Source organism: Vibrio sp. B172a (assembly GCF_030248355.1).
GTDB lineage: Bacteria > Pseudomonadota > Gammaproteobacteria > Enterobacterales > Vibrionaceae > Vibrio > Vibrio owensii.
This window is the reverse complement of the sequence record NZ_JAHGAC010000009.1, coordinates 30,029-49,820: the sequence shown is the minus strand read 5'-3', so window position 1 is coordinate 49,820 and position 19,792 is coordinate 30,029. Positions and strand designations below refer to the sequence as shown.

The 19,792-nt window shown below is 46.6% G+C and carries 18 protein-coding genes; 5 read left to right on the top strand and 13 right to left on the bottom strand.

The annotated features are described in order from the left end of the window. Positions 1 to 18: 18 nt before the first annotated feature. The 12 genes from KIT90_RS12840 to KIT90_RS12785 all read right to left on the bottom strand — a co-directional run bounded on the left by KIT90_RS12840 (position 19) and on the right by KIT90_RS12785 (position 10,710). On the bottom strand, positions 19 to 792 hold the full coding sequence (locus tag KIT90_RS12840) for a ParA family protein (protein WP_005440815.1): 774 nt from the start codon (positions 790 to 792) through the stop codon (positions 19 to 21). A 10-nt stretch (positions 793 to 802) separates the two neighbouring features. Then, positions 803 to 1,438 (bottom strand): 16S rRNA (guanine(527)-N(7))-methyltransferase RsmG, encoded by a 636-nt coding sequence (gene rsmG, locus KIT90_RS12835; RefSeq protein ID WP_005440819.1) that lies wholly within the window; start codon positions 1,436 to 1,438, stop codon positions 803 to 805. After that, on the bottom strand, positions 1,438 to 3,333 hold the full coding sequence (gene mnmG, locus KIT90_RS12830) for a tRNA uridine-5-carboxymethylaminomethyl(34) synthesis enzyme MnmG (RefSeq protein ID WP_285376989.1): 1,896 nt from the start codon (positions 3,331 to 3,333) through the stop codon (positions 1,438 to 1,440). Before mnmG ends, rsmG begins: the two co-directional genes overlap by 1 nt. 469 nt (positions 3,334 to 3,802) lie before the next feature. Continuing rightward, positions 3,803 to 4,243 (bottom strand): FMN-binding protein MioC, encoded by a 441-nt coding sequence (gene mioC, locus KIT90_RS12825; RefSeq protein WP_005440825.1) that lies wholly within the window; start codon positions 4,241 to 4,243, stop codon positions 3,803 to 3,805. 103 nt (positions 4,244 to 4,346) lie between these two features. Beyond that, on the bottom strand, positions 4,347 to 5,708 hold the full coding sequence (gene mnmE / locus KIT90_RS12820; RefSeq protein WP_005440826.1) for a tRNA uridine-5-carboxymethylaminomethyl(34) synthesis GTPase MnmE: 1,362 nt from the start codon (positions 5,706 to 5,708) through the stop codon (positions 4,347 to 4,349). Positions 5,709 to 5,841: 133 nt separating this feature from the next. Continuing rightward, positions 5,842 to 7,464: a membrane protein insertase YidC gene (gene yidC, locus KIT90_RS12815; protein ID WP_009708036.1), complete on the bottom strand. Its 1,623-nt coding sequence runs from the start codon at positions 7,462 to 7,464 to the stop codon at positions 5,842 to 5,844. Positions 7,465 to 7,466: 2 nt separating this feature from the next. Beyond that, the gene (yidD, locus tag KIT90_RS12810; protein ID WP_078608021.1) at positions 7,467 to 7,724 is read right to left on the bottom strand and encodes a membrane protein insertion efficiency factor YidD; all 258 of its coding nucleotides are present in this window, start codon (positions 7,722 to 7,724) and stop codon (positions 7,467 to 7,469) included. Continuing rightward, positions 7,691 to 8,014, bottom strand: coding sequence for a ribonuclease P protein component (gene rnpA / locus KIT90_RS12805; RefSeq protein ID WP_009699098.1), 324 nt, complete (start codon positions 8,012 to 8,014; stop codon positions 7,691 to 7,693). Before rnpA ends, yidD begins: the two co-directional genes overlap by 34 nt. 46 nt (positions 8,015 to 8,060) lie before the next feature. Continuing rightward, positions 8,061 to 8,195, bottom strand: coding sequence for a 50S ribosomal protein L34 (gene rpmH, locus KIT90_RS12800; protein WP_005378825.1), 135 nt, complete (start codon positions 8,193 to 8,195; stop codon positions 8,061 to 8,063). A 242-nt stretch (positions 8,196 to 8,437) separates the two neighbouring features. Further along, positions 8,438 to 9,175 carry an amino acid ABC transporter ATP-binding protein gene (locus KIT90_RS12795; RefSeq protein WP_005440831.1) on the bottom strand — a complete coding sequence of 246 codons (738 nt, stop codon included), beginning with the start codon at positions 9,173 to 9,175 and terminating at the stop codon, positions 8,438 to 8,440. After that, entirely contained in the window at positions 9,172 to 9,843 is a 672-nt protein-coding gene (locus KIT90_RS12790; protein WP_045398812.1) for an amino acid ABC transporter permease, read from the bottom strand. Before KIT90_RS12790 ends, KIT90_RS12795 begins: the two co-directional genes overlap by 4 nt. 105 nt (positions 9,844 to 9,948) lie before the next feature. Then, positions 9,949 to 10,710 carry an amino acid ABC transporter substrate-binding protein gene (locus KIT90_RS12785; protein ID WP_258491053.1) on the bottom strand — a complete coding sequence of 254 codons (762 nt, stop codon included), beginning with the start codon at positions 10,708 to 10,710 and terminating at the stop codon, positions 9,949 to 9,951. A gap of 430 nt (positions 10,711 to 11,140) precedes the next feature. On the opposite strand from KIT90_RS12785, the gene dnaA reads away from it, so the two are divergent. The 5 genes from dnaA to KIT90_RS12760 all read left to right on the top strand — a co-directional run bounded on the left by dnaA (position 11,141) and on the right by KIT90_RS12760 (position 18,138). Further along, the gene (gene dnaA / locus KIT90_RS12780; RefSeq protein ID WP_005440837.1) at positions 11,141 to 12,547 is read left to right on the top strand and encodes a chromosomal replication initiator protein DnaA; all 1,407 of its coding nucleotides are present in this window, start codon (positions 11,141 to 11,143) and stop codon (positions 12,545 to 12,547) included. A gap of 63 nt (positions 12,548 to 12,610) precedes the next feature. Further along, entirely contained in the window at positions 12,611 to 13,711 is a 1,101-nt protein-coding gene (dnaN, locus tag KIT90_RS12775; protein ID WP_005440839.1) for a DNA polymerase III subunit beta, read from the top strand. 9 nt (positions 13,712 to 13,720) lie between these two features. After that, on the top strand, positions 13,721 to 14,800 hold the full coding sequence (recF, locus tag KIT90_RS12770) for a DNA replication/repair protein RecF (protein ID WP_285376984.1): 1,080 nt from the start codon (positions 13,721 to 13,723) through the stop codon (positions 14,798 to 14,800). A 13-nt stretch (positions 14,801 to 14,813) separates the two neighbouring features. Then, positions 14,814 to 17,231, top strand: coding sequence for a DNA topoisomerase (ATP-hydrolyzing) subunit B (gene gyrB, locus KIT90_RS12765; RefSeq protein ID WP_009708039.1), 2,418 nt, complete (start codon positions 14,814 to 14,816; stop codon positions 17,229 to 17,231). A gap of 469 nt (positions 17,232 to 17,700) precedes the next feature. Then, positions 17,701 to 18,138: an Hsp20 family protein gene (locus KIT90_RS12760; RefSeq protein WP_285376983.1), complete on the top strand. Its 438-nt coding sequence runs from the start codon at positions 17,701 to 17,703 to the stop codon at positions 18,136 to 18,138. Positions 18,139 to 18,288: 150 nt separating this feature from the next. Here the strand turns inward: KIT90_RS12760 and KIT90_RS12755 are convergent, their stop codons facing one another. Beyond that, positions 18,289 to 19,542, bottom strand: coding sequence for a valine--pyruvate transaminase (locus KIT90_RS12755; RefSeq protein ID WP_285376981.1), 1,254 nt, complete (start codon positions 19,540 to 19,542; stop codon positions 18,289 to 18,291). Positions 19,543 to 19,792: the final 250 nt, after the last annotated feature.

Below are 19,792 nucleotides of genomic sequence, written 5' to 3'. Positions count from 1 at the left end.
ATTCCTTAGGTTAGAGAGTTAAACTGGGATTTCTTCGCGGCGGAGCATTTCGCCCGCTAAAGCAAGATACGCTTTGGCGCCCGCAGAGTACTTGTCATAGTACATTGCAGGTTTACCGTGGCTCGGCGCTTCGGCCAAACGCACATTACGTGGGATCACAGTACGGTAAACTTTACTACCAAAGTGTTTTTTAAGTTGATCGGATACTTCATTAGACAGGCGGTTACGTGGATCGTACATGGTACGCAGTAAACCTTCGATTTTGAGGTTTTCATTGACCACGGCCGCTAACTTGCTGATTGTATCCATAAGAGCAGTTAAACCTTCTAACGCAAAGTATTCACATTGCATCGGCACCAGCACAGAGTCGGCTGCGGCCATAGCATTGATTGTAAGAAGGTTTAGAGAAGGAGGACAATCAATAAAGATGAAATCATAGTTATCGCGAACTGACGCAAGGGCGTTTTTCAGACGCACCTCGCGCGCGAATACTTCCATCAATTTGATTTCTGCAGCGGTGACGTCGCCGTTCGCTGCAATCAGATCGTATTTCCCTGTGGTTTCAGTACAAACCACTTGATCAAACGGGGTATCTTCAACCAGAAGATCATACGCCGTCGCGTCAACCATGTACTTGTCGACGCCACTGGCCATCGTAGCATTGCCTTGAGGGTCGAGATCGATCACCAAAACCTTGCGCTTTGTTGCCGCCATCGAAGCTGCTAAGTTAATGCACGTTGTTGTTTTGCCGACCCCACCTTTCTGGTTGGCGATTGCTACAATTTTACCCACGATTACCTCGCTAATTTTCCTTGCGCGATAAGATTACTAGATGACGATCACCTTCCAACTCAGGAACAGCTAAAGATATGATCTCCGTCACACTACACCATTCAGGAAGCAGATCTATTTCATCTTTAGGGTGAAGACCTTTCAAAGCCAAGAACACCCCAGAATCTTGTTTAGGCAGATGATGACACCATTCCACCATGTCCGTCATTGAAGCAAAAGCTCGACTCAAAACGCCATCAAATTTTTCTTCTGGCTGGAATTCTTCGACGCGACTTTGAATTGCCGTCACATTTTTCAGCCCTAGCGTGTGCACAACTTGCTTGATAAAGCGGATGCGTTTGCCAAGGCTATCGAGCAAGAAGAAGGTCTTCTCTGGATTCATGATTGCCAATGGAATACCTGGTAAACCAGGTCCTGTGCCAACATCGATAAAACGCTCACCTGGTAAGTGAGTGCTAACGACGATGCTATCAAGGATATGTTTCACTAGCATCTCAAGTGGGTCACGAACCGACGTCAGGTTGTATGCTTTGTTCCACTTGTCGAGCAGTTCGACGTAACCGACTAACTGCTCGCGTTGTTTTTCAGACACTTCCAAATCAGTCTGGGCGATCAGAGCATCCAATCTTGTGCGTAAAGCGCTCATTACTCTTCCTCACCTTTTTTCAGCAAGCCATGCTTCTTCAGGTGAACAAGCAGAATCGAAATCGCAGCCGGCGTGATACCAGAAATACGTGATGCAATACCGATGCTTTCTGGTTTTGCTTCTGTCAGCTTAGCGACTACTTCGTTGGACAGACCTTTCACGTCTTTGTAATCCAAGTCCGCAGGGAGCTTAGTGTGCTCATGGCGCAGTGATTTTTCGATCTCTTCTTGCTGACGCTTGATGTAACCATCGTACTTGACTTGAATTTCAACTTGCTCTGACGCTTGTTGATCTTCGAGAGCAGGAGCAAAAGCATCCAATTGCGTCAATTGTGAGTATGAGATCTCTGGACGACGAAGAAGATCTTCACCGCTTGCCTCACGTGCCATTGGTGTTTTCAATAGCTTGTTCAGCTCATCGATACCTGCAGAATTTGGGTTCATCCACGTCGATTTCAGACGTTGACGCTCGGTTTCCATGTTCTCGATTTTTTCGTTGAAACGTGCCCAACGAGCATCATCAATCAAACCTAGTTCACGCCCTTTTTCCGTTAAACGTAGATCGGCGTTATCTTCACGCAGCAACAGACGGTATTCAGCACGAGATGTGAACATACGGTACGGTTCTTTGGTACCCATGGTCGACAAGTCGTCAATCAGCACACCCATGTAAGCTTGGTCACGGCGTGGGCTCCAGCCTTCTTTGCCTTGACTGTGTAAACTTGCGTTCAAGCCTGCCATCAAACCTTGTGCTGCCGCTTCTTCGTAGCCAGTTGTACCGTTGATTTGACCCGCAAAGAACAGACCGCTGATGAACTTGGTCTCGTAAGTTTGCTTCAAATCACGTGGGTCGAAGAAATCGTACTCAATCGCGTAACCTGGGCGAACGATGTGTGCGTTTTCAAAACCTTTCATTGAACGAACGATTTGTACTTGCACGTCAAACGGCAAGCTGGTGGAAATACCATTCGGGTATAACTCGTGCGTGGTTAGGCCTTCTGGCTCAATGAAGATTTGGTGACTGTTTTTATCCGCAAAACGCATCACTTTGTCTTCGATAGACGGGCAGTAGCGCGGACCAATACCTTCGATCACGCCTGCGTACATTGGGCTGCGATCAAGGTTATTGCGGATCACATCATGAGTTTGCTCATTGGTGTGAGTAATAAAACATGGGATTTGACGCGGCTGATGCTCACGTTTACCCATGAATGAGAATACTGGTGTTGGGTTGTCACCGTGCTGTGCTTCTAACACAGAGAAATCGACACTGCGAGCATCGATACGTGGTGGTGTGCCCGTTTTCAGACGATCCACACGGAATGGAAGTTCACGTAATCGATCCGCCAATGCGATCGATGGTGGATCCCCAGCGCGACCGCCTGAAGAGCTTTCCATACCAATGTGGATCTTACCGCCAAGGAAAGTACCTACGGTTAAAACCACCGCTTTTGCGTGGAATTTCAGACCCATTTGAGTCACAACGCCAACCACACGATCTTGGTCCACTATCAGATCATCAACCGATTGTTGGAACAGAGTTAGGTTTGGTGCGTTTTCTAGCGCGTTGCGTACGTACGCCTTGTACAATGCACGGTCCGCCTGCGCGCGAGTTGCACGAACTGCTGGACCTTTAGAGGCATTTAGCGTTCGGAATTGAATACCCGCATGGTCAATGGCTTCTGCCATCAGACCGCCCATAGCATCCACTTCTTTTACTAAGTGACCTTTACCGATACCACCAATCGCCGGATTACATGACATCTGGCCTAATGTATCGATGTTGTGGGTAAGAAGGAGTGTTTTTTGTCCTGTGCGTGCAGATGCGAGCGCGGCTTCCGTTCCTGCGTGTCCGCCACCGACAACAATGACGTCAAAGTTTTCGTGATAAAGCATGAACTGACCTCAGGTATTCAAAGGGTTTAATGGACAGATAAAAAAGAGCGGTATTTTACCTTTTTTCTCTGTGAGAGAGAATCGTTTTCTCGCTTTTCAAATTTTAGTCCCTAAGACTATATATATAAGATCTATATATATGATCTTTTATTGGATCTATTATTAGGATCGACCGTTTCTGTGGATAACTAGAAAATGATCAACAAGATCATGGATCTTCTTTGGATCATATCTTGTGATCATGACTTGATCAGATCGAGGATTTCCTGAGATCAAAATGCGGGGTTATACACAGGGGGTAAAACGGATCAAAGTTGTTATTGGGATAACTAAAGGAAAGTCACCGGATCTTACCTTACTTATCCACAGCTAGTTTGGGTGTTTTTTGAGCGGTTGAACAAAAAGTTTTGTAGGAAGTTATTCACTAAGGGGAGAAACAGAGCCGCGATGCGACTCTGTAAGAGAGGAATTAAGCGGTAAAGCGTGCCAGATTCTCCTTCAACCACACCTCTGCGGCGTCTTCAGGTACATCATGGCTGAGTACATCAATCTTCAAGCAGTCAGTGATAGGCGTTGCACCAATGTCTTCTAACAGGTCATAAGCATGCTGGCCTGCAGCGCAGAATGTATCGTAGCTTGAATCTCCAATCGCAATCACTGCGAACTTCACATCGGCCATCTTAGGTGGTGTGTTTTGTAACGCAGCAATAAAAGGTTGGATATTATCTGGGTATTCGCCCGCGCCGTGAGTTGAAGTGATCACTAGCCAAGTGCCTTGGTTCTCGATCGATGACAATTCTGGTTGGTTGTGGATCGTCGTTTCTAAACCGTTTTCATTTAGCAGATCACTCAGGTGATCACCTACGTATTCTGCGCCACCTAACGTACTGCCTGTAATAATGTGGATCATGTGTCTTCCTTTATTGAGCCATACTCACGCCTTGGGTAACCACAGTGCGTCAGTACAAAAAGAAACGCGGCGTTAAACTTATGCTTAACACCGCGCGTTTTGATTATTTACCGATACAGAATGAGGAGAAGATTCTGCCGAGGAGGTCATCAGAGCTGAACTCGCCAGTAATCTCATTCAAGTGCTGCTGAGTAATACGCAGCTCTTCTGCCAAGATTTCCCCCGCCATATAGCCTTCAAGCTGTTCTTGGCCGATTTGAAGGTGCTGAGCAGCACGTTCTAGCGCATCTAGGTGACGACGACGAGCCATAAAGCCGCCTTCGGTATTGCCTGAGAAGCCCATGCACTCTTTTAAGTGAGTACGTAAAGCATCCACACCTGCACCGGTTTTTGCAGAAAGGCGAATCAGTGTCGGATCGTTTACATGGCAGATCCCCATATCTTCGCCCGTTTGATCCGCTTTGTTGCGGATCACCGTCATGCCAATACTGTTTGGCAAGCGATCAACGAAGTCTGGCCAAATGTCTTTTGGATCCGTTGCATCGGTTGTGGTGCCATCAACCATAAACAGAACACGGTCTGCTTGGGCGATTTCATCCCATGCACGCTCGATACCGATTTTCTCTACTTCATCAGAAGCATCACGCAGACCAGCGGTATCGATGATGTGTAAAGGCATGCCATCGATATGGATGTGTTCACGCAATACGTCACGCGTGGTACCGGCGATATCCGTCACGATAGCGGATTCTTTGCCAGATAGAGCGTTCAATAGACTTGATTTACCAGCATTAGGACGACCAGCAATTACGACTTTCATGCCTTCACGCATGATCGCGCCTTGGTTGGCTTCTTTACGTACCGCATCTAGGTTATCGATGATTGTTTGTAGGTCACCAGACACTTTACCATCGGCCAAAAAGTCGATTTCTTCTTCTGGAAAGTCAATGGCGGCTTCCACGTAGATACGTAAGTGGATCAGAGATTCCACCAGCGTTTGGATGCGTTGTGAGAACTGGCCTTGCAGTGATTGCAGTGCTGATTTTGCTGCTTCTTCTGAGCTGGCATCAATCAGGTCGGCAATCGCTTCTGCTTGAGTTAGGTCCATCTTGTCGTTTAGGAAGGCGCGTTCTGAGAACTCACCTGGTCGAGCGGCACGTACGCCGTCGATACCCAAGATACGCTTAATCAGCATATCCATTACCACAGGGCCACCGTGGCCTTGCAGTTCAAGTACGTCTTCGCCTGTAAACGAATGTGGGTTAGGGAAGTACAGGGCAATGCCTTGGTCTAGCACGGTGCCATCTTCCGCTTGAAATGGCAGATACTCTGCGTAGCGAGGCTTTAGCGTCTTACCTGTGACTTCTAGCGCCACTTGATTGGCCTTAGGGCCAGAAACACGAATAATGCCGACACCACCACGACCGGGTGCGGTAGCCTGAGCGACAATCGTATCTGTAGTCATAATCTTGCCTTTTGAGCTGGGCTATAGGGTTTACACCCCTAGGGAGCCAGAACCAATTAATTAGCTGAATTGTAATCAGCCAAAAACAAAAAGGCGACCTTTTGGCCGCCTTTCTTATGCTTTTCTATCAAGGTTACTTAGTGTGTAAGCCTTTTTTCTCCAGCGCTTTGTAAATCAAAGTTTGCTGGATAAGCGTAACGATGTTCGACACCAACCAGTATAGAACTAGGCCTGATGGGAAGAACAAGAAGAAGAAGGTAAACATAACCGGCATAAAGGTCATGATCTTCTGCTGCATTGGATCCGTTACTGTTGTTGGGCTCATCTTCTGGATTAGGAACATTGACGCACCCATCAGTAGAGGCAGGATGTAGTAAGGGTCCTGCGCTGAAAGGTCATGAATCCAACCGAAGAATGGAGAGTGACGTAGCTCAACCGATTCCATTAGTGCCCAATAAAGCGCGATGAAGATAGGCATCTGTAGGATAAGAGGTAGACAGCCACCCAGTGGGTTCACTTTCTCTTTCTTGTACAGTTCCATCATTTCTTGGCTCATGCGCTGACGGTCATCACCGATACGCTCGCGCATTGCTTGCAGCTTAGGCTGTAGCATGCGCATTTTCGCCATAGACGTGTATTGCGCTTTAGTTAGTGGGTACATTGCACCACGAACGATGAAGGTCAAACAGATGATTGCTACACCCCAGTTACCCACAAAGCTTTGGATGAAAGCAAGCAGTGAGTGAAGTGGTTTAGCGATGAACCATAGCCAGCCGTAGTCCACTACTAGGTCTAGGTTTGGTGCTACTGCAGCCATTTCTTTTTGTAGCTTAGGACCAACCCATAGTGTTGCTTCAAACTTCGCTTGGTCACCCGTTGCGATAGTTTTGTTTGGCATACGTACGCCGATGTCACCTAGGTTACCAATCACGCGAGTGTACAGGTTAGTACCCGGTTCGTTGCGTGGGATCCAAGCTGCAGCGAAGTAGTGTTGGATCATTGCTGCCCAACCTTGGCCATCTGCTAGGTTGATAGACAGGTTACGATCCTGCATATCTTCAAAGCTGTATTTCTTGTAACGAACGTCTTCTGTTGAGTAAGCACCGCCACGGTAAGTCGGCATTGTGATGCTACCACCAGCGTCCATTAGGTTTTGACGCAAGTGAGCGTACATACCAAATGTTGCGTTGTTACCAGAGTTGTTCACAACATCGTATTCTACGTTCAGTGCGTAGCTGCCACGTTTGAATACGTAAGTTTTGATGTATTCGATACCGTTTGCAGTGAATGTCATTGGAACGCGTAGTTCGTCTTGACCGTCAGCTAGAGTAAAGCTGTCTGCGCTCACGTTGTAGTGAGGACGGTTAGTGCTGCTAAGGTCGATACCTTGAGGACCCACTAGACCGCTTTGTGCGATGAACTGGTGGCCTTTAGTGTCTTTTAGCAGAACGAATGGGTCTGATGAATCAAGTTCAGCAGCGTATTTGTTCAGGTCGGCATGTACCACATCGCCACCAACGGTGTCGATCGACAGAGTTAAAACATCAGTCGTTACTGTGATAGTTTTTGCAGAAGCTTGCTGTTGGCCAGGAACTGGATCCAAGTCATCAGCAAAAGATGGTGCAGGTAGAGTACTGCTTGATTGAGCCTGTTCAACCGCTTGAGGTGCTGGATTCTTTGCTACTTGCCATTGTTGAAACAGCAAGAAAGAAACCAGTGCCAGAGCGATAAGCAGGATATTACGTTGAGAATCCATCGTTAGTTATCTCTGTCTTGTTTTTGGACTGGTGGAACGGGGTCATACCCCCCTTCATTCAAAGGGTGGCATTTTAATAGACGTTTGCCTGATAACCAACATCCTTTTACAAAACCGTGAGCTCTCAAAGCTTCTAGCGCGTAAGTGGAACAAGTTGGAGTGAACCGGCAACGAGGACCAATCAGAGGGCTGATAAACCAGCGATATAGATTAATGAGCCCAATGGCTATCCACGTGAAGGGCGAGACAGGCGATGCCATAGCTTATCAAACAACTTAAATAATTCCTCATTGCTTAAATCTTGCGCGCTTTTCTTTGCAATCACAACAAAATCTTTATTTGGAAGTTGATGTTGATTGTTACGAAAGCTTTCACGAGCCAAACGCTTAAAGCGGTTACGACCAACAGCAGTTTTGATTTGCTTTTTCGGAACAGCTAAACCTAATCGAGGATGAGAAAGTTTGTTATTGCGTGCAATGATGGTGAAATGAGGCGAGCCAGCTCGATGAGCTTGCTGGAAGACGTTTTGATAATGCTCGGGAGTTAACAAGCGTAACTCCCGATTAAACGCGTACGTGTTCAAAATAAACTAGCGATTATTTTGATAGGCGCGCACGGCCTTTTGCACGACGTGCGTTGATAACTTTACGACCGTTCTTAGTTGCCATGCGAGCACGGAAGCCGTGAGTACGCTTGCGCTTTAGAACTGTAGGTTGAAAAGTGCGTTTCATGATAATTACCTTTACTGATCAGTAGTTTTAGGTTCTTGTTAAACCCGGCGTGGGCATTTTGCTTTCTTTATATAAAGAAGCTCTTTATTAAAGAAGAACAACCGACGCCTCTCAACAAAGAGGCGGAATTGTAATCACACTCACATAATGTGTCAATGACTCATGAGTACGAAATTCCGGCCGGGCGATTATACGTAGTGTGAGTAAAATCTCAAGGATCGATTGATCTTGATGCTTGATCTTTACTCTATTCCAACTTGGTTAAGGAATTTTTTCAAACGAGGATCTTGTGGATTATCGAAGATATCTTGTGGAGAACCTTGTTCAACGATGTTGCCTTCGGCCATAAAGATCACTCTATCCGCCACTTCTTTAGCAAATTGCATCTCGTGCGTGACCACTAACATTGTTTGATGTTGATTGGCTAACTTCTTCATTAATGAGAGAACTTCTCCAACCCATTCCGGATCCAACGCAGACGTTGGCTCATCAAAAAGCAGCAGTTCCGGTTGCAGCGCCATCGCTCGGCCGATACCCACACGTTGTTGTTGGCCACCAGACAGAGCCGCTGGATAACTTTCTCCTTTATCGCCAAGGCCGATGTCATCCAGAATTTCTTGAGCACGCTTGAGAGCGTCTTCTTTTTTCCAACCGCGTACCGTGATCAAGCCTTCTGCGATGTTCTGACGCGCGTTCATATGAGCAAATAGGGCATAGTTTTGGAAAACGAACCCAGTTCGGCGGCGCAGAGCCAATACTTCGGCTTTGGTATGCTTTTGTGTGTCGACGGAGATGTCATCGATGGTAATGCGACCTTCATCCGCTTGCTCTAAGAAGTTAACAGTACGTAGAAGTGTCGATTTACCCGTACCACTTGAGCCAATAATAACGATGATCTCACCTTGCTTGATATCGAGATCAATACCTTTGAGGACTTCTGTTTCGCCAAAGCGTTTGTGGATATTTTCTAATTTGATCATCGTACGTACGCCTTATTCAATTTCGCTTCTGCCCAAATTTGTACTCGAGTCAGAATCACCACCACACCCCAGTAGATAAGAGCGACGGCAAGGAAAGCTTCGAAGAAGCGGAAGCTAGAAGAGGCCTCCATCTGCGCTTTAGCCATGATTTCAGCCACACCCAGCGTGAAGGCAAGGGAAGTGGACTTAATCATATCGATGAAATAGTTCATAAGAGAAGGCAGTGCGACGCGCGTTGCTTGTGGCAAAATCACCCGACGCATTGCTTGAGGTGTTGTCATCCCCACTGACAAGCTCGCTTCCATCTGACTGCGATCGATACCAATGATGGCAGCGCGAATACTCTCTGCCATATAAGCGGCAAAGTGGAGCGTTAAGCCAATCACTGCCGCAGAAAAGGCATCAATGCCCACCATGAATGGGAAGATTTGCGGTAAGCCGTAGTAGAGCAAAAACAGTTGTACCAAAAGCGGAGTACCACGGAAGAAGCTGATGTAAAGTTGGCTCAATTGGTCGAGAAATGGCAGCTTAAATACGCGAATGTTCGCTAAAATAACGGCTAGAATCAGTGAAAAGACCAATCCCCATGTGGCCATTTCCATGGTTGTGCCAAGATACTTGAGCAGTATTGGCAACAATTCCAACATGTAATTAAAATCAAATCCCATACGACTTACCTTGAGAAAAGAAAAGGTGGAATACGAAGTTCCACCTTGTCATTGAGTTAAAAAAGGACGCGAGATAAAGCTCTGCGTCCTAAAAGAAGAGAAGTTTTACTTAGTGATGTCGGCACCAAACCATTTCACAGAAATCTTCTCTACTGTTCCGTCGGCACGCATCTCTTCAAGTGCTTTATTCACTTCTGCCTGTAGCTTACGACCTTTTTCGTTATCAACGAATGGCCAAGCGTTTTGAATCGTTTCAAATGGTTCACCCGCAAGTTGTAGCGGTAGACCGGTTTTCTTAATCAGTTCTAATGCAGACAGACGGTCCATAACGAACGCATCAGCACGGCCTAGCGCTACATCGTGCTCAATACCAGTATCGTAAGTCTTGATGTTGATCTTGCCGTCTTTGTCGTAGCTGCGAAGCAACTGCTCAAAGTTAGAGCCTAGGTTAACCGCAACGGTTTTGCCTGCTAGATCTTCCACACCTTGAATACTGTCGTTGCCTTTACGTACCGTGATTTGCGCGCCATCTACCACGTATGGGTCTGCAAACAGGTATTTCGCTTTACGTGCGTCTGTCATGGTGATCTGGTTTGAGATGGTATCAATACGGCCTGTCTCTAGAAGGCCAAACAAACCAGAAAAGTTCGCTGTTACGTATTCGATTTTGTAATCGTTACGTTTACCGATCTCATCCCACATATCCACTTCAAAGCCTTGCAGCTTATCTTGCTTCACAAAGGTGAATGGGAAGTAACGGCCAGACATGCCTACTTTTACTTCAGTAGCGGCAGTGTCGACTGCCGCTTGAACGGTCGCGGCAGATAAAGCGATGGCTGCAACGGCAACCTTAATCCAGTTTTTCATAATACATCTCCATACTTTTATGGTTGGAAATACTACTGTCAGTTAGCTCAATTAAAGAAATAACCAAGTGCAATAACCTAGACCTCAGAGTAATAAGATCTTATTTGGTATAGATAGTAGCCAAAATATAGGGATAAATGATGAAAAAACGATCGGAAAGAGCAGAAATGACGATCGAAAAAAATCGATGAACCGAAATTCATTCACAGAGTTATCACCAATTGCTCGATCTGGCTGATTTTGCCCAAATGTGGATCAATGTGTGGGCAAATTTGGGGCAAGATGTGTTGATCTCGCTTAGTTGGGCGAAATAATTGTGAATAACTTAGATCTTATTCACTGGATCATCGATCAATTGCTGGCGATCTTGGTTATCAACAGGTAAAATTGCCAGTCTTTTCCGATAATTCAAATACTCAGTGGGGGCACCGTGTCATCTTCGCTTTGGTTGCAATGTTTGCAGCAGCTTCAAGAAGAGCTACCAGCTACAGAATTCAGCATGTGGGTTCGTCCGTTACAAGCGGAGCTCAATGACAATACTCTCACTCTGTTCGCTCCAAACCGCTTTGTTTTGGATTGGGTTCGCGACAAGTACCTGAACAGCATCAATCGTCTACTGCAGGAATACTGCGGTAACGACGTCCCTAGCTTACGCTTTGAAGTGGGCAGTCGCCCAGTTGCAGCTCCTAAGCCGGCACCGACACGTACGCCAGCTGATGTGGCCGCTGAATCTTCAGCACCAGCGCAATTGCAAGCTCGTAAGCCTGTGCATAAAACGTGGGATGACGACGCTCAAGCGATCGCGAACATCAATCATCGTTCAAACGTGAACCCAAAGCACAAGTTCAACAACTTCGTGGAAGGTAAGTCGAACCAACTGGGTTTGGCTGCAGCACGTCAGGTTTCAGATAATCCGGGCGCAGCTTACAACCCGTTGTTCCTATACGGTGGCACGGGCTTAGGTAAAACGCACTTGTTGCATGCCGTGGGCAACGCGATTGTGGATAACAAGCCAAACGCGAAAGTGGTGTACATGCACTCTGAGCGTTTTGTTCAAGACATGGTAAAAGCACTGCAAAACAATGCGATTGAAGAGTTCAAACGTTATTACCGCAGTGTTGATGCGCTTCTTATCGATGATATTCAGTTCTTTGCTAATAAAGAGCGTTCACAGGAAGAATTCTTCCATACCTTCAACGCGTTATTGGAAGGTAACCAACAGATCATTCTTACTTCAGACCGTTATCCAAAAGAGATCAGCGGTGTGGAAGATCGTCTAAAATCACGTTTTGGTTGGGGTCTAACGGTTGCGATCGAGCCGCCTGAATTAGAAACCCGCGTAGCGATCTTGATGAAGAAAGCCGAAGACCACCAAATCCACCTAGCGGATGAAGTGGCGTTCTTTATTGCCAAGCGTCTACGTTCTAACGTTCGTGAACTGGAAGGTGCACTGAACCGCGTTATTGCAAACGCCAACTTCACTGGTCGTCCAATTACGATTGATTTTGTTCGTGAAGCGCTGCGCGATCTGCTTGCTCTACAAGAGAAGCTTGTAACGATCGATAACATTCAAAAGACGGTCGCGGAATACTACAAGATTAAAGTGGCGGACTTGCTGTCTAAACGCCGCTCTCGCTCGGTTGCTCGTCCTCGCCAATTGGCGATGGCGCTGGCAAAAGAGCTGACCAACCACAGCTTGCCTGAAATTGGTGATGCATTTGGTGGTCGTGACCACACCACGGTGCTGCATGCATGTCGCAAGATTGAGCAGCTGCGTGAAGAGAGCCACGATATTAAAGAAGATTACTCTAACTTGATTCGCACCCTGTCTTCGTAATCGGTTAGAATGACAGTATTCTAAGCAAATCATTAATTGAGCTGACAGCGTAAAGAGCCAAGCATGAAATTTACCATTGAACGTAGTCATTTAATCAAACCGCTACAACAGGTTTCGGGTGCACTAGGTGGCCGACCAACCCTACCAATTCTTGGTAACCTACTGATTAAAGTAGAAGAGAACGTGTTATCCATGACCGCAACCGATTTGGAAGTGGAATTGGTAAGCAAAGTGGCTCTAGAAGGGGATTTTGAAGCGGGCAGCATTACCGTTCCTTCTCGTAAATTTCTTGATATCTGCCGTGGTCTACCAGATGACTCTATTATCACCTTCGTACTAGAAGGCGATCGCGTACAAGTTCGTTCTGGCCGTAGCCGTTTCTCACTGGCGACGCTTCCAGCGAACGATTTCCCGAACATTGAAGATTGGCAGAGTGAAGTGGAAGTGTCACTGACTCAGTCTGATCTGCGTACGCTGATCGAGAAAACACAATTCTCAATGGCGAACCAAGACGTTCGTTACTACCTCAACGGTATGTTGTTTGAAATCGACGGTACGACGTTACGTAGCGTGGCTACTGACGGTCACCGTATGGCGGTATCTCAAACACAACTCGGTGCAGATTTTGCTCAGAAGCAAATCATCGTGCCGCGTAAGGGTGTGCAAGAACTTGTGAAGCTAATGGACGCACCTGAGCAACCTGTCGTACTGCAAATTGGTAGCTCAAATGTGCGTGCAGAAGTGAACAACTTTATTTTCACTTCTAAGCTTGTTGATGGCCGTTTCCCTGACTATCGCCGCGTAATGCCACAAAGTACGACCAAAACACTAGAAGCAAGCTGTGATGAATTACGCCAAGCGTTTTCTCGTGCAGCGATTCTTTCTAATGAAAAATTCCGTGGTGTTCGTGTGAATCTTGCGGGCAGTGAAATGCGCATTACTGCCAACAACCCAGAGCAAGAAGAAGCAGAAGAAATGCTAGACGTGACCTTTGAAGGTGACGCTATCGAGATCGGCTTCAACGTTAGCTACGTGCTTGATGTGCTTAATACACTGCGTTGCGATAACGTACGTGTGTCGATGTCAGATGCAAACGCAAGTGCGTTGATTGAAAACGCAGACGACGACAGTGCCATGTACGTGGTGATGCCAATTCGTCTATAAGCCATCTGAATGCCACTTTCTCGCCTCATCATTCAGCAGTTTCGAAACATTAAAGCCTGTGATATTGACCTATCAGCAGGCTTTAACTTTCTTATTGGGCCGAACGGCAGCGGTAAAACCAGTGTTCTAGAAGCGATTTACTTGCTCGGACACGGACGCTCTTTCAAGAGTTCGCTGACGGGCCGAGTTATCCAAAATGAGTGTGACGAACTGTTTGTTCATGGTCGTTTTTTGAACTCGGATCAATTTGAGCTACCTATCGGCATTAATAAGCAGCGTGATGGCTCAACAGAGGTTAAAATAGGCGGTCAATCTGGGCAAAAACTGGCACAACTCGCACAAGTTTTACCTTTGCAGTTGATACATCCGGAAGGGTTTGATCTACTAACGGATGGCCCAAAACATCGTCGTGCATTCATCGATTGGGGTGTGTTTCACACCGAGCCCGCTTTCTATGATGCATGGGGACGTTTCAAGCGTCTTAACAAGCAACGTAATGCACTGCTTAAAACCGCCAGAAGTTATCGTGAACTCAGTTATTGGGATCAAGAGGTGGCGCGTTTGGCTGAAAACATCAGTCAATGGCGAGCGCTGTACATCGATCAGATGAAAAGCGTAGCGGAAACCATCTGTCAGACATTTTTGCCAGAATTTGAGATCCAATTAAAGTATTATCGTGGATGGGACAAAGATACCCCTTATCATGAGATACTAGAAAAAAATTTCGAGCGTGATCAGTCGTTGGGCTACACCTTTAGTGGTCCGAATAAGGCTGATCTGCGCATTAAAGTGAACGGAACGCCTGTTGAGGACGTTTTGTCACGCGGTCAATTAAAACTCATGGTGTGTGCATTGCGTGTCGCGCAGGGACAACATCTTACCGAAATGACCGGAAAACAATGTATTTACCTAATTGACGACTTTGCGTCGGAATTAGACAGCCAACGTCGCAAGCGTCTTGCTGACTGCTTGAAAGAGACGGGCGCACAAGTATTTGTAAGCTCTATCACTGAAAGCCAAATCGCCGATATGTTGGACGATACGGGCAAATTGTTTCATGTGGAACATGGCAGGATAGAGTCAAACTAGAAGAGAGAAACTCATGTCTGAAAATTACGATTCATCGAGTATTAAGGTACTGAAGGGTCTGGATGCGGTACGTAAGCGTCCAGGTATGTACATCGGCGACACGGACGACGGCACTGGTCTTCACCACATGGTCTTCGAAGTGGTGGATAACTCAATTGATGAAGCGTTGGCAGGTCACTGTAAAGACATCGTTGTGACAATTCATGAGGACAACTCGGTTTCAGTTACGGATGATGGTCGTGGCATTCCAACAGAAATGCACCCAGAAGAAAAAGTATCAGCAGCAGAAGTTATCATGACGGTACTTCACGCTGGTGGTAAGTTCGACGATAACTCATACAAAGTATCGGGCGGTCTTCACGGCGTAGGTGTTTCAGTAGTAAACGCACTGTCTGAAAAAGTGGTTCTGACTATCCACCGCGGCGGTCATATCCACACGCAAACTTACCATCACGGTGAGCCTCAAGCGCCACTAGCAGTAATTGGTGATACTGACCAAACAGGTACACAGATCCGCTTCTGGCCAAGCGCTGAAACCTTCACAAATATCGAATTCCATTACGATATCCTAGCAAAACGTCTACGTGAGCTTTCTTTCCTAAACTCAGGTGTTTCTATCAAGCTGGTTGATGAGCGTGAAGCAGACAAGAGTGACCACTTCATGTTTGAAGGTGGTATTCAAGCGTTCGTTGAGCACCTAAACACCAACAAAACCCCAATCATTGAGAAAATCTTCCACTTCGATTTTGAACGTGAAGATGGCATTGCTGTTGAAGTAGCAATGCAATGGAACGATGGCTTCCAAGAGAACATCTACTGTTTCACTAACAACATCCCGCAACGCGATGGTGGTACTCACCTTGCTGGTTTCCGTGCTGCGTTAACGCGTACGCTGAATACCTTTATGGATAAAGAAGGTTTCTCTAAGAAGGCGAAAACAGCAACATCTGGTGATGACGCTCGTGAAGGTCTAACTGCGGTTGTTTCAGTTAAAGTGCCAGATCCTAAGTTCTCTAGCCAAACTAAAGACAAACTGGTTTCTTCTGAAGTGAAGTCTGCGGTTGAATCAGCAATGGGTGAGAAACTGTCTGAGTTCCTGATTGAGAACCCGACAGAAGCGAAGATGGTTTGTTCGAAAATCATCGATGCAGCTCGTGCTCGTGAAGCTGCGCGTAAAGCTCGTGAAATGACTCGTCGTAAAGGCGCACTAGACCTAGCTGGTCTACCAGGCAAACTTGCAGACTGTCAGGAAAAAGATCCAGCACTCTCTGAACTATACATAGTGGAGGGTGATTCGGCAGGCGGCTCCGCAAAACAAGGCCGTAACCGTAAGAACCAAGCAATCCTACCGCTAAAAGGTAAGATTCTTAACGTAGAAAAAGCACGTTTCGACAAGATGCTTTCTTCTCAAGAAGTAGCAACACTGATCACTGCACTAGGTTGTGGTATCGGTCGTGACGAGTACAACCCGGACAAACTGCGTTACCACAACATCATCATCATGACCGATGCTGACGTCGATGGTTCGCACATCCGTACGCTACTGTTGACCTTCTTCTACCGTCAAATGCCAGAGCTTATTGAGCGTGGCTACGTGTACATCGCTCAGCCACCGCTTTACAAAGTGAAGAAAGGCAAACAAGAGCAGTACATCAAAGACGAAGACGCGATGAACCAATACCAAGTTGCTTTGGCACTTGATAACGCGTCACTACACGTAAACGCAGAAGCGCCAGCATTGGCAGGTGAAGCGCTAGAGAAGCTAGTTCAGCAATACAACGCAGGTATCAAGCTGGCGGATCGCATGAGCCGCCGTTACCCAAGCGCACTAGTTCATGAGCTAATCTACACGCCGCGTCTAACGGCAGAGCAATGTCACGATGCTGCAGCAGTAGAAGCATGGACAAAACAGCTAGTTGAACAGCTAAACGCGAAAGAAGTGGGCGCAAGCCAATACAGCTTCGAAGTTGAGCAACACGAAGAGCTAGGTCTAAACCTACCTAAGATCATCGTACGTACTCACGGTGTGACTCATGACTACGCACTAAGCATCGACCTACTGAACTCGAAAGAGTACGGCAAACTAGCGGATCTATCTGAAGCGCTAGACGGTCTGCTAGAAGAAGGCGCTTACATCAAACGTGGTGAGCGTACTCAGCCGGTATCAAGCTTTGCAGCGGCACTTGAGTGGCTAATCAAAGAGTCGCGTCGTGGTCTAAGTCTACAGCGCTACAAAGGTCTAGGTGAGATGAACCCAGATCAGCTTTGGGAAACCACAATGGACCCTGAGACACGTCGCATGATGCAAGTAACCATTGAAGATGCGGTAGGCGCAGACCAATTGTTCACAACGCTAATGGGTGACCAAGTTGAGCCGCGTCGTAACTTCATCGAAGAGAACGCGCTTAAAGTAGCAAACCTAGACGTGTAGTCGTACAGACTCAGTCAAATCATACTAAAAACGCCATCTCGCAAGAGGTGGCGTTTTTTTATGGGGGTAGAAACGAGATAAAAGAGTCGAGATACGAGAACGACTGCGCCCTATGGATATGGGAACGCTTCGAGAGGGAGAGGGGACCGAGTCGGGGAGCTAAAAATATTTTCACTGGATCCCTTGAAAGCCCATTTTTCGACCTTATATCTAGTTATGAAGAGGGATGGCTACCTTGCTCAATAAGAGAAGAACAGCGCCTCTGGAATCGCTTAACGAGATCGCTCAAGAGAGGATACTCAGTTTTAGCACACAACTTGACCCTAGATTCGACATCATGTCCCCGCACCTAAAGAGTAGGTCAGAGGAATGAATCATCGGATCCCTTAGCTCGGCGTTTTCTTGCATAAATGCGCCACGTGGATGACCCTCATCTGGGCTAAGACTATTGCTTAAAAGAGGATAGATTATGCGTAATGTAGATTTCTCACCACTATACCGTAATGCAATTGGCTTCGACCGTCTGTTCAACCTGATGGAAGCAAGCTCTGCGAAGAACACTTCTGGCGGTTACCCTCCATACAACATCGAGCAAAAAGACGAGCACAACTACCGTATTACTATGGCAGTCGCTGGCTTTGCTGAAGATCAGCTCGATTTGACTCAAAACGAAAACATGTTGATCGTGAAGGGCGAGCGTAAAGCAGAAGAAGGTAAAAACTACGTTTACCAAGGCATCGCAGAACGCGATTTTGAACGTAAATTCCAACTTGCGGACTACGTAAAAGTCGTTGGCGCATCAATGGAAAATGGTCTGCTTCATGTTGATTTAGTTCGTGAAGTTCCAGAAGCAATGCAACCGCGTAAGATTGCTATCGGTGGCAACAACCTGATTGAAAACAACTAATCAGCTGATGACACTGCAGTTAACCACACGGTTATAGAATGAGAAAGAGCGCCTTCCATTATGGAAAAGGGCGCTCTTTTTAGTTTGGGGATTTCAAATCCACTATTTTAAAGCCGCAATTTCAAAGAGAAGCGGCTGAGTTCAATCGGTCTATTTACCTTCGCGGTAAGCTTTTTCCACTTCTTCAGCGATAATCGCAATGCCTTTTTGCATCATCTCATCATCTTGAACGTAGTTCATACGCAAGCATTGATGTGCATGATCCCACTCGTCCTTCTGGCCAATAAAGAAGTATTCACCCGGAACAATCAAAACTCCACGCGCTTTCAAGCGTTGGTACAGTTCCATTGTCGTAATTGGCAGTTCATCGAACCATAGCCATAAGAAGATAGCGCCTTCTGGTTTGTGAATACGGAAGCGCTCATCGGTAATCGCTTCTTGGAGTAGTTCAACTGCACGTAGCGACTTCTGCTTGTAGAACGGCTTAATCACCTCTGAACTCAGTTTAAGCAGGTCGCCTTTGCCAATGATGTGGTTTGCCAGCGCTGGACCAACACTGCCCGGTGCTAGGCTGATGATGCCATTCATATTGGTTAATGCTTGCGTGATTTCTTCACTCGCAATCACAATCCCACAACGCACACCTGGCAAGCCAAGTTTAGATAGGCTCATGCACAGGATGGTGTTTTCATTCCAGAACGGTTCGACATCTTCAAAAATGATATTCGGGAACGGCAGACCGTAGGCGTTATCAATGATCAGCGGAATGTTGTTCTCACGTGCTAGTTTGTCCAGTTTACGTACTTCTTCGTCTGTCAGTACGTTACCTGTTGGATTGGTTGGGCGAGACGCGCAGATTGCCGCAACAGAGTCATCGACGGTTAGCTGCTCAAAATCGACGTGGTATTTAAACAGACCGTTATCCAACAGCTCGATCTCTGGGTGGTATGAGACAAAGATATCTTCATCAATACCTGCGTCACCATAACCGATGTACTCAGGCGCGATAGGCAGTAGCACTTTCTTGTGCGAACCGTCTGGCTGTTTACCTGCTAACAAGTTGAACAAGTAGAAAAAGCCACTTTGGCTGCCGTTAGTTAGGCTGATGTTTTTCTCGGAAATATCCCAGCCGTAAGTTTCACGGAATAACTGAGCCAACGCTTTAACGAACGCGTCTTTGCCTTGCGGACCATCATAGTTGGCGAGGGCGGCGACGAGCTCTCCACTGGCGAGCATTTCCTCACTGGCTTGGCGAAAGTAATCGAGCATGGCAGGAATGGCGGCAGGGTTACCTCCACCGAGCATGATGGCACCTGGTGTGCGCAGACCATCATTCAAATCGTCCATTAACTGCGTGATACCTGAATACTGATTAAATTTTTCACCAAACTTAGAGAACTGCATTTGTCGTTATACCTAATTCATTGTGATTGCTTTGTGTATGTTTGTGCCGATGTTTTATCGGCTTATCGAGTAATCCTTGACCTTACCTCAATGCGTAATTAACGCAAAGTGTGAATTAAGCCGAAAAAGAAAAAATCGGACCACAATGATTTTTGTTGTGATTAAGTAAACGTTTTCCTATGCGAAAACTGAATCCAACCTGAATGAAACCTCGCTATTTGTCAGAGCAGTGTCAGGCACCATCGTCTAG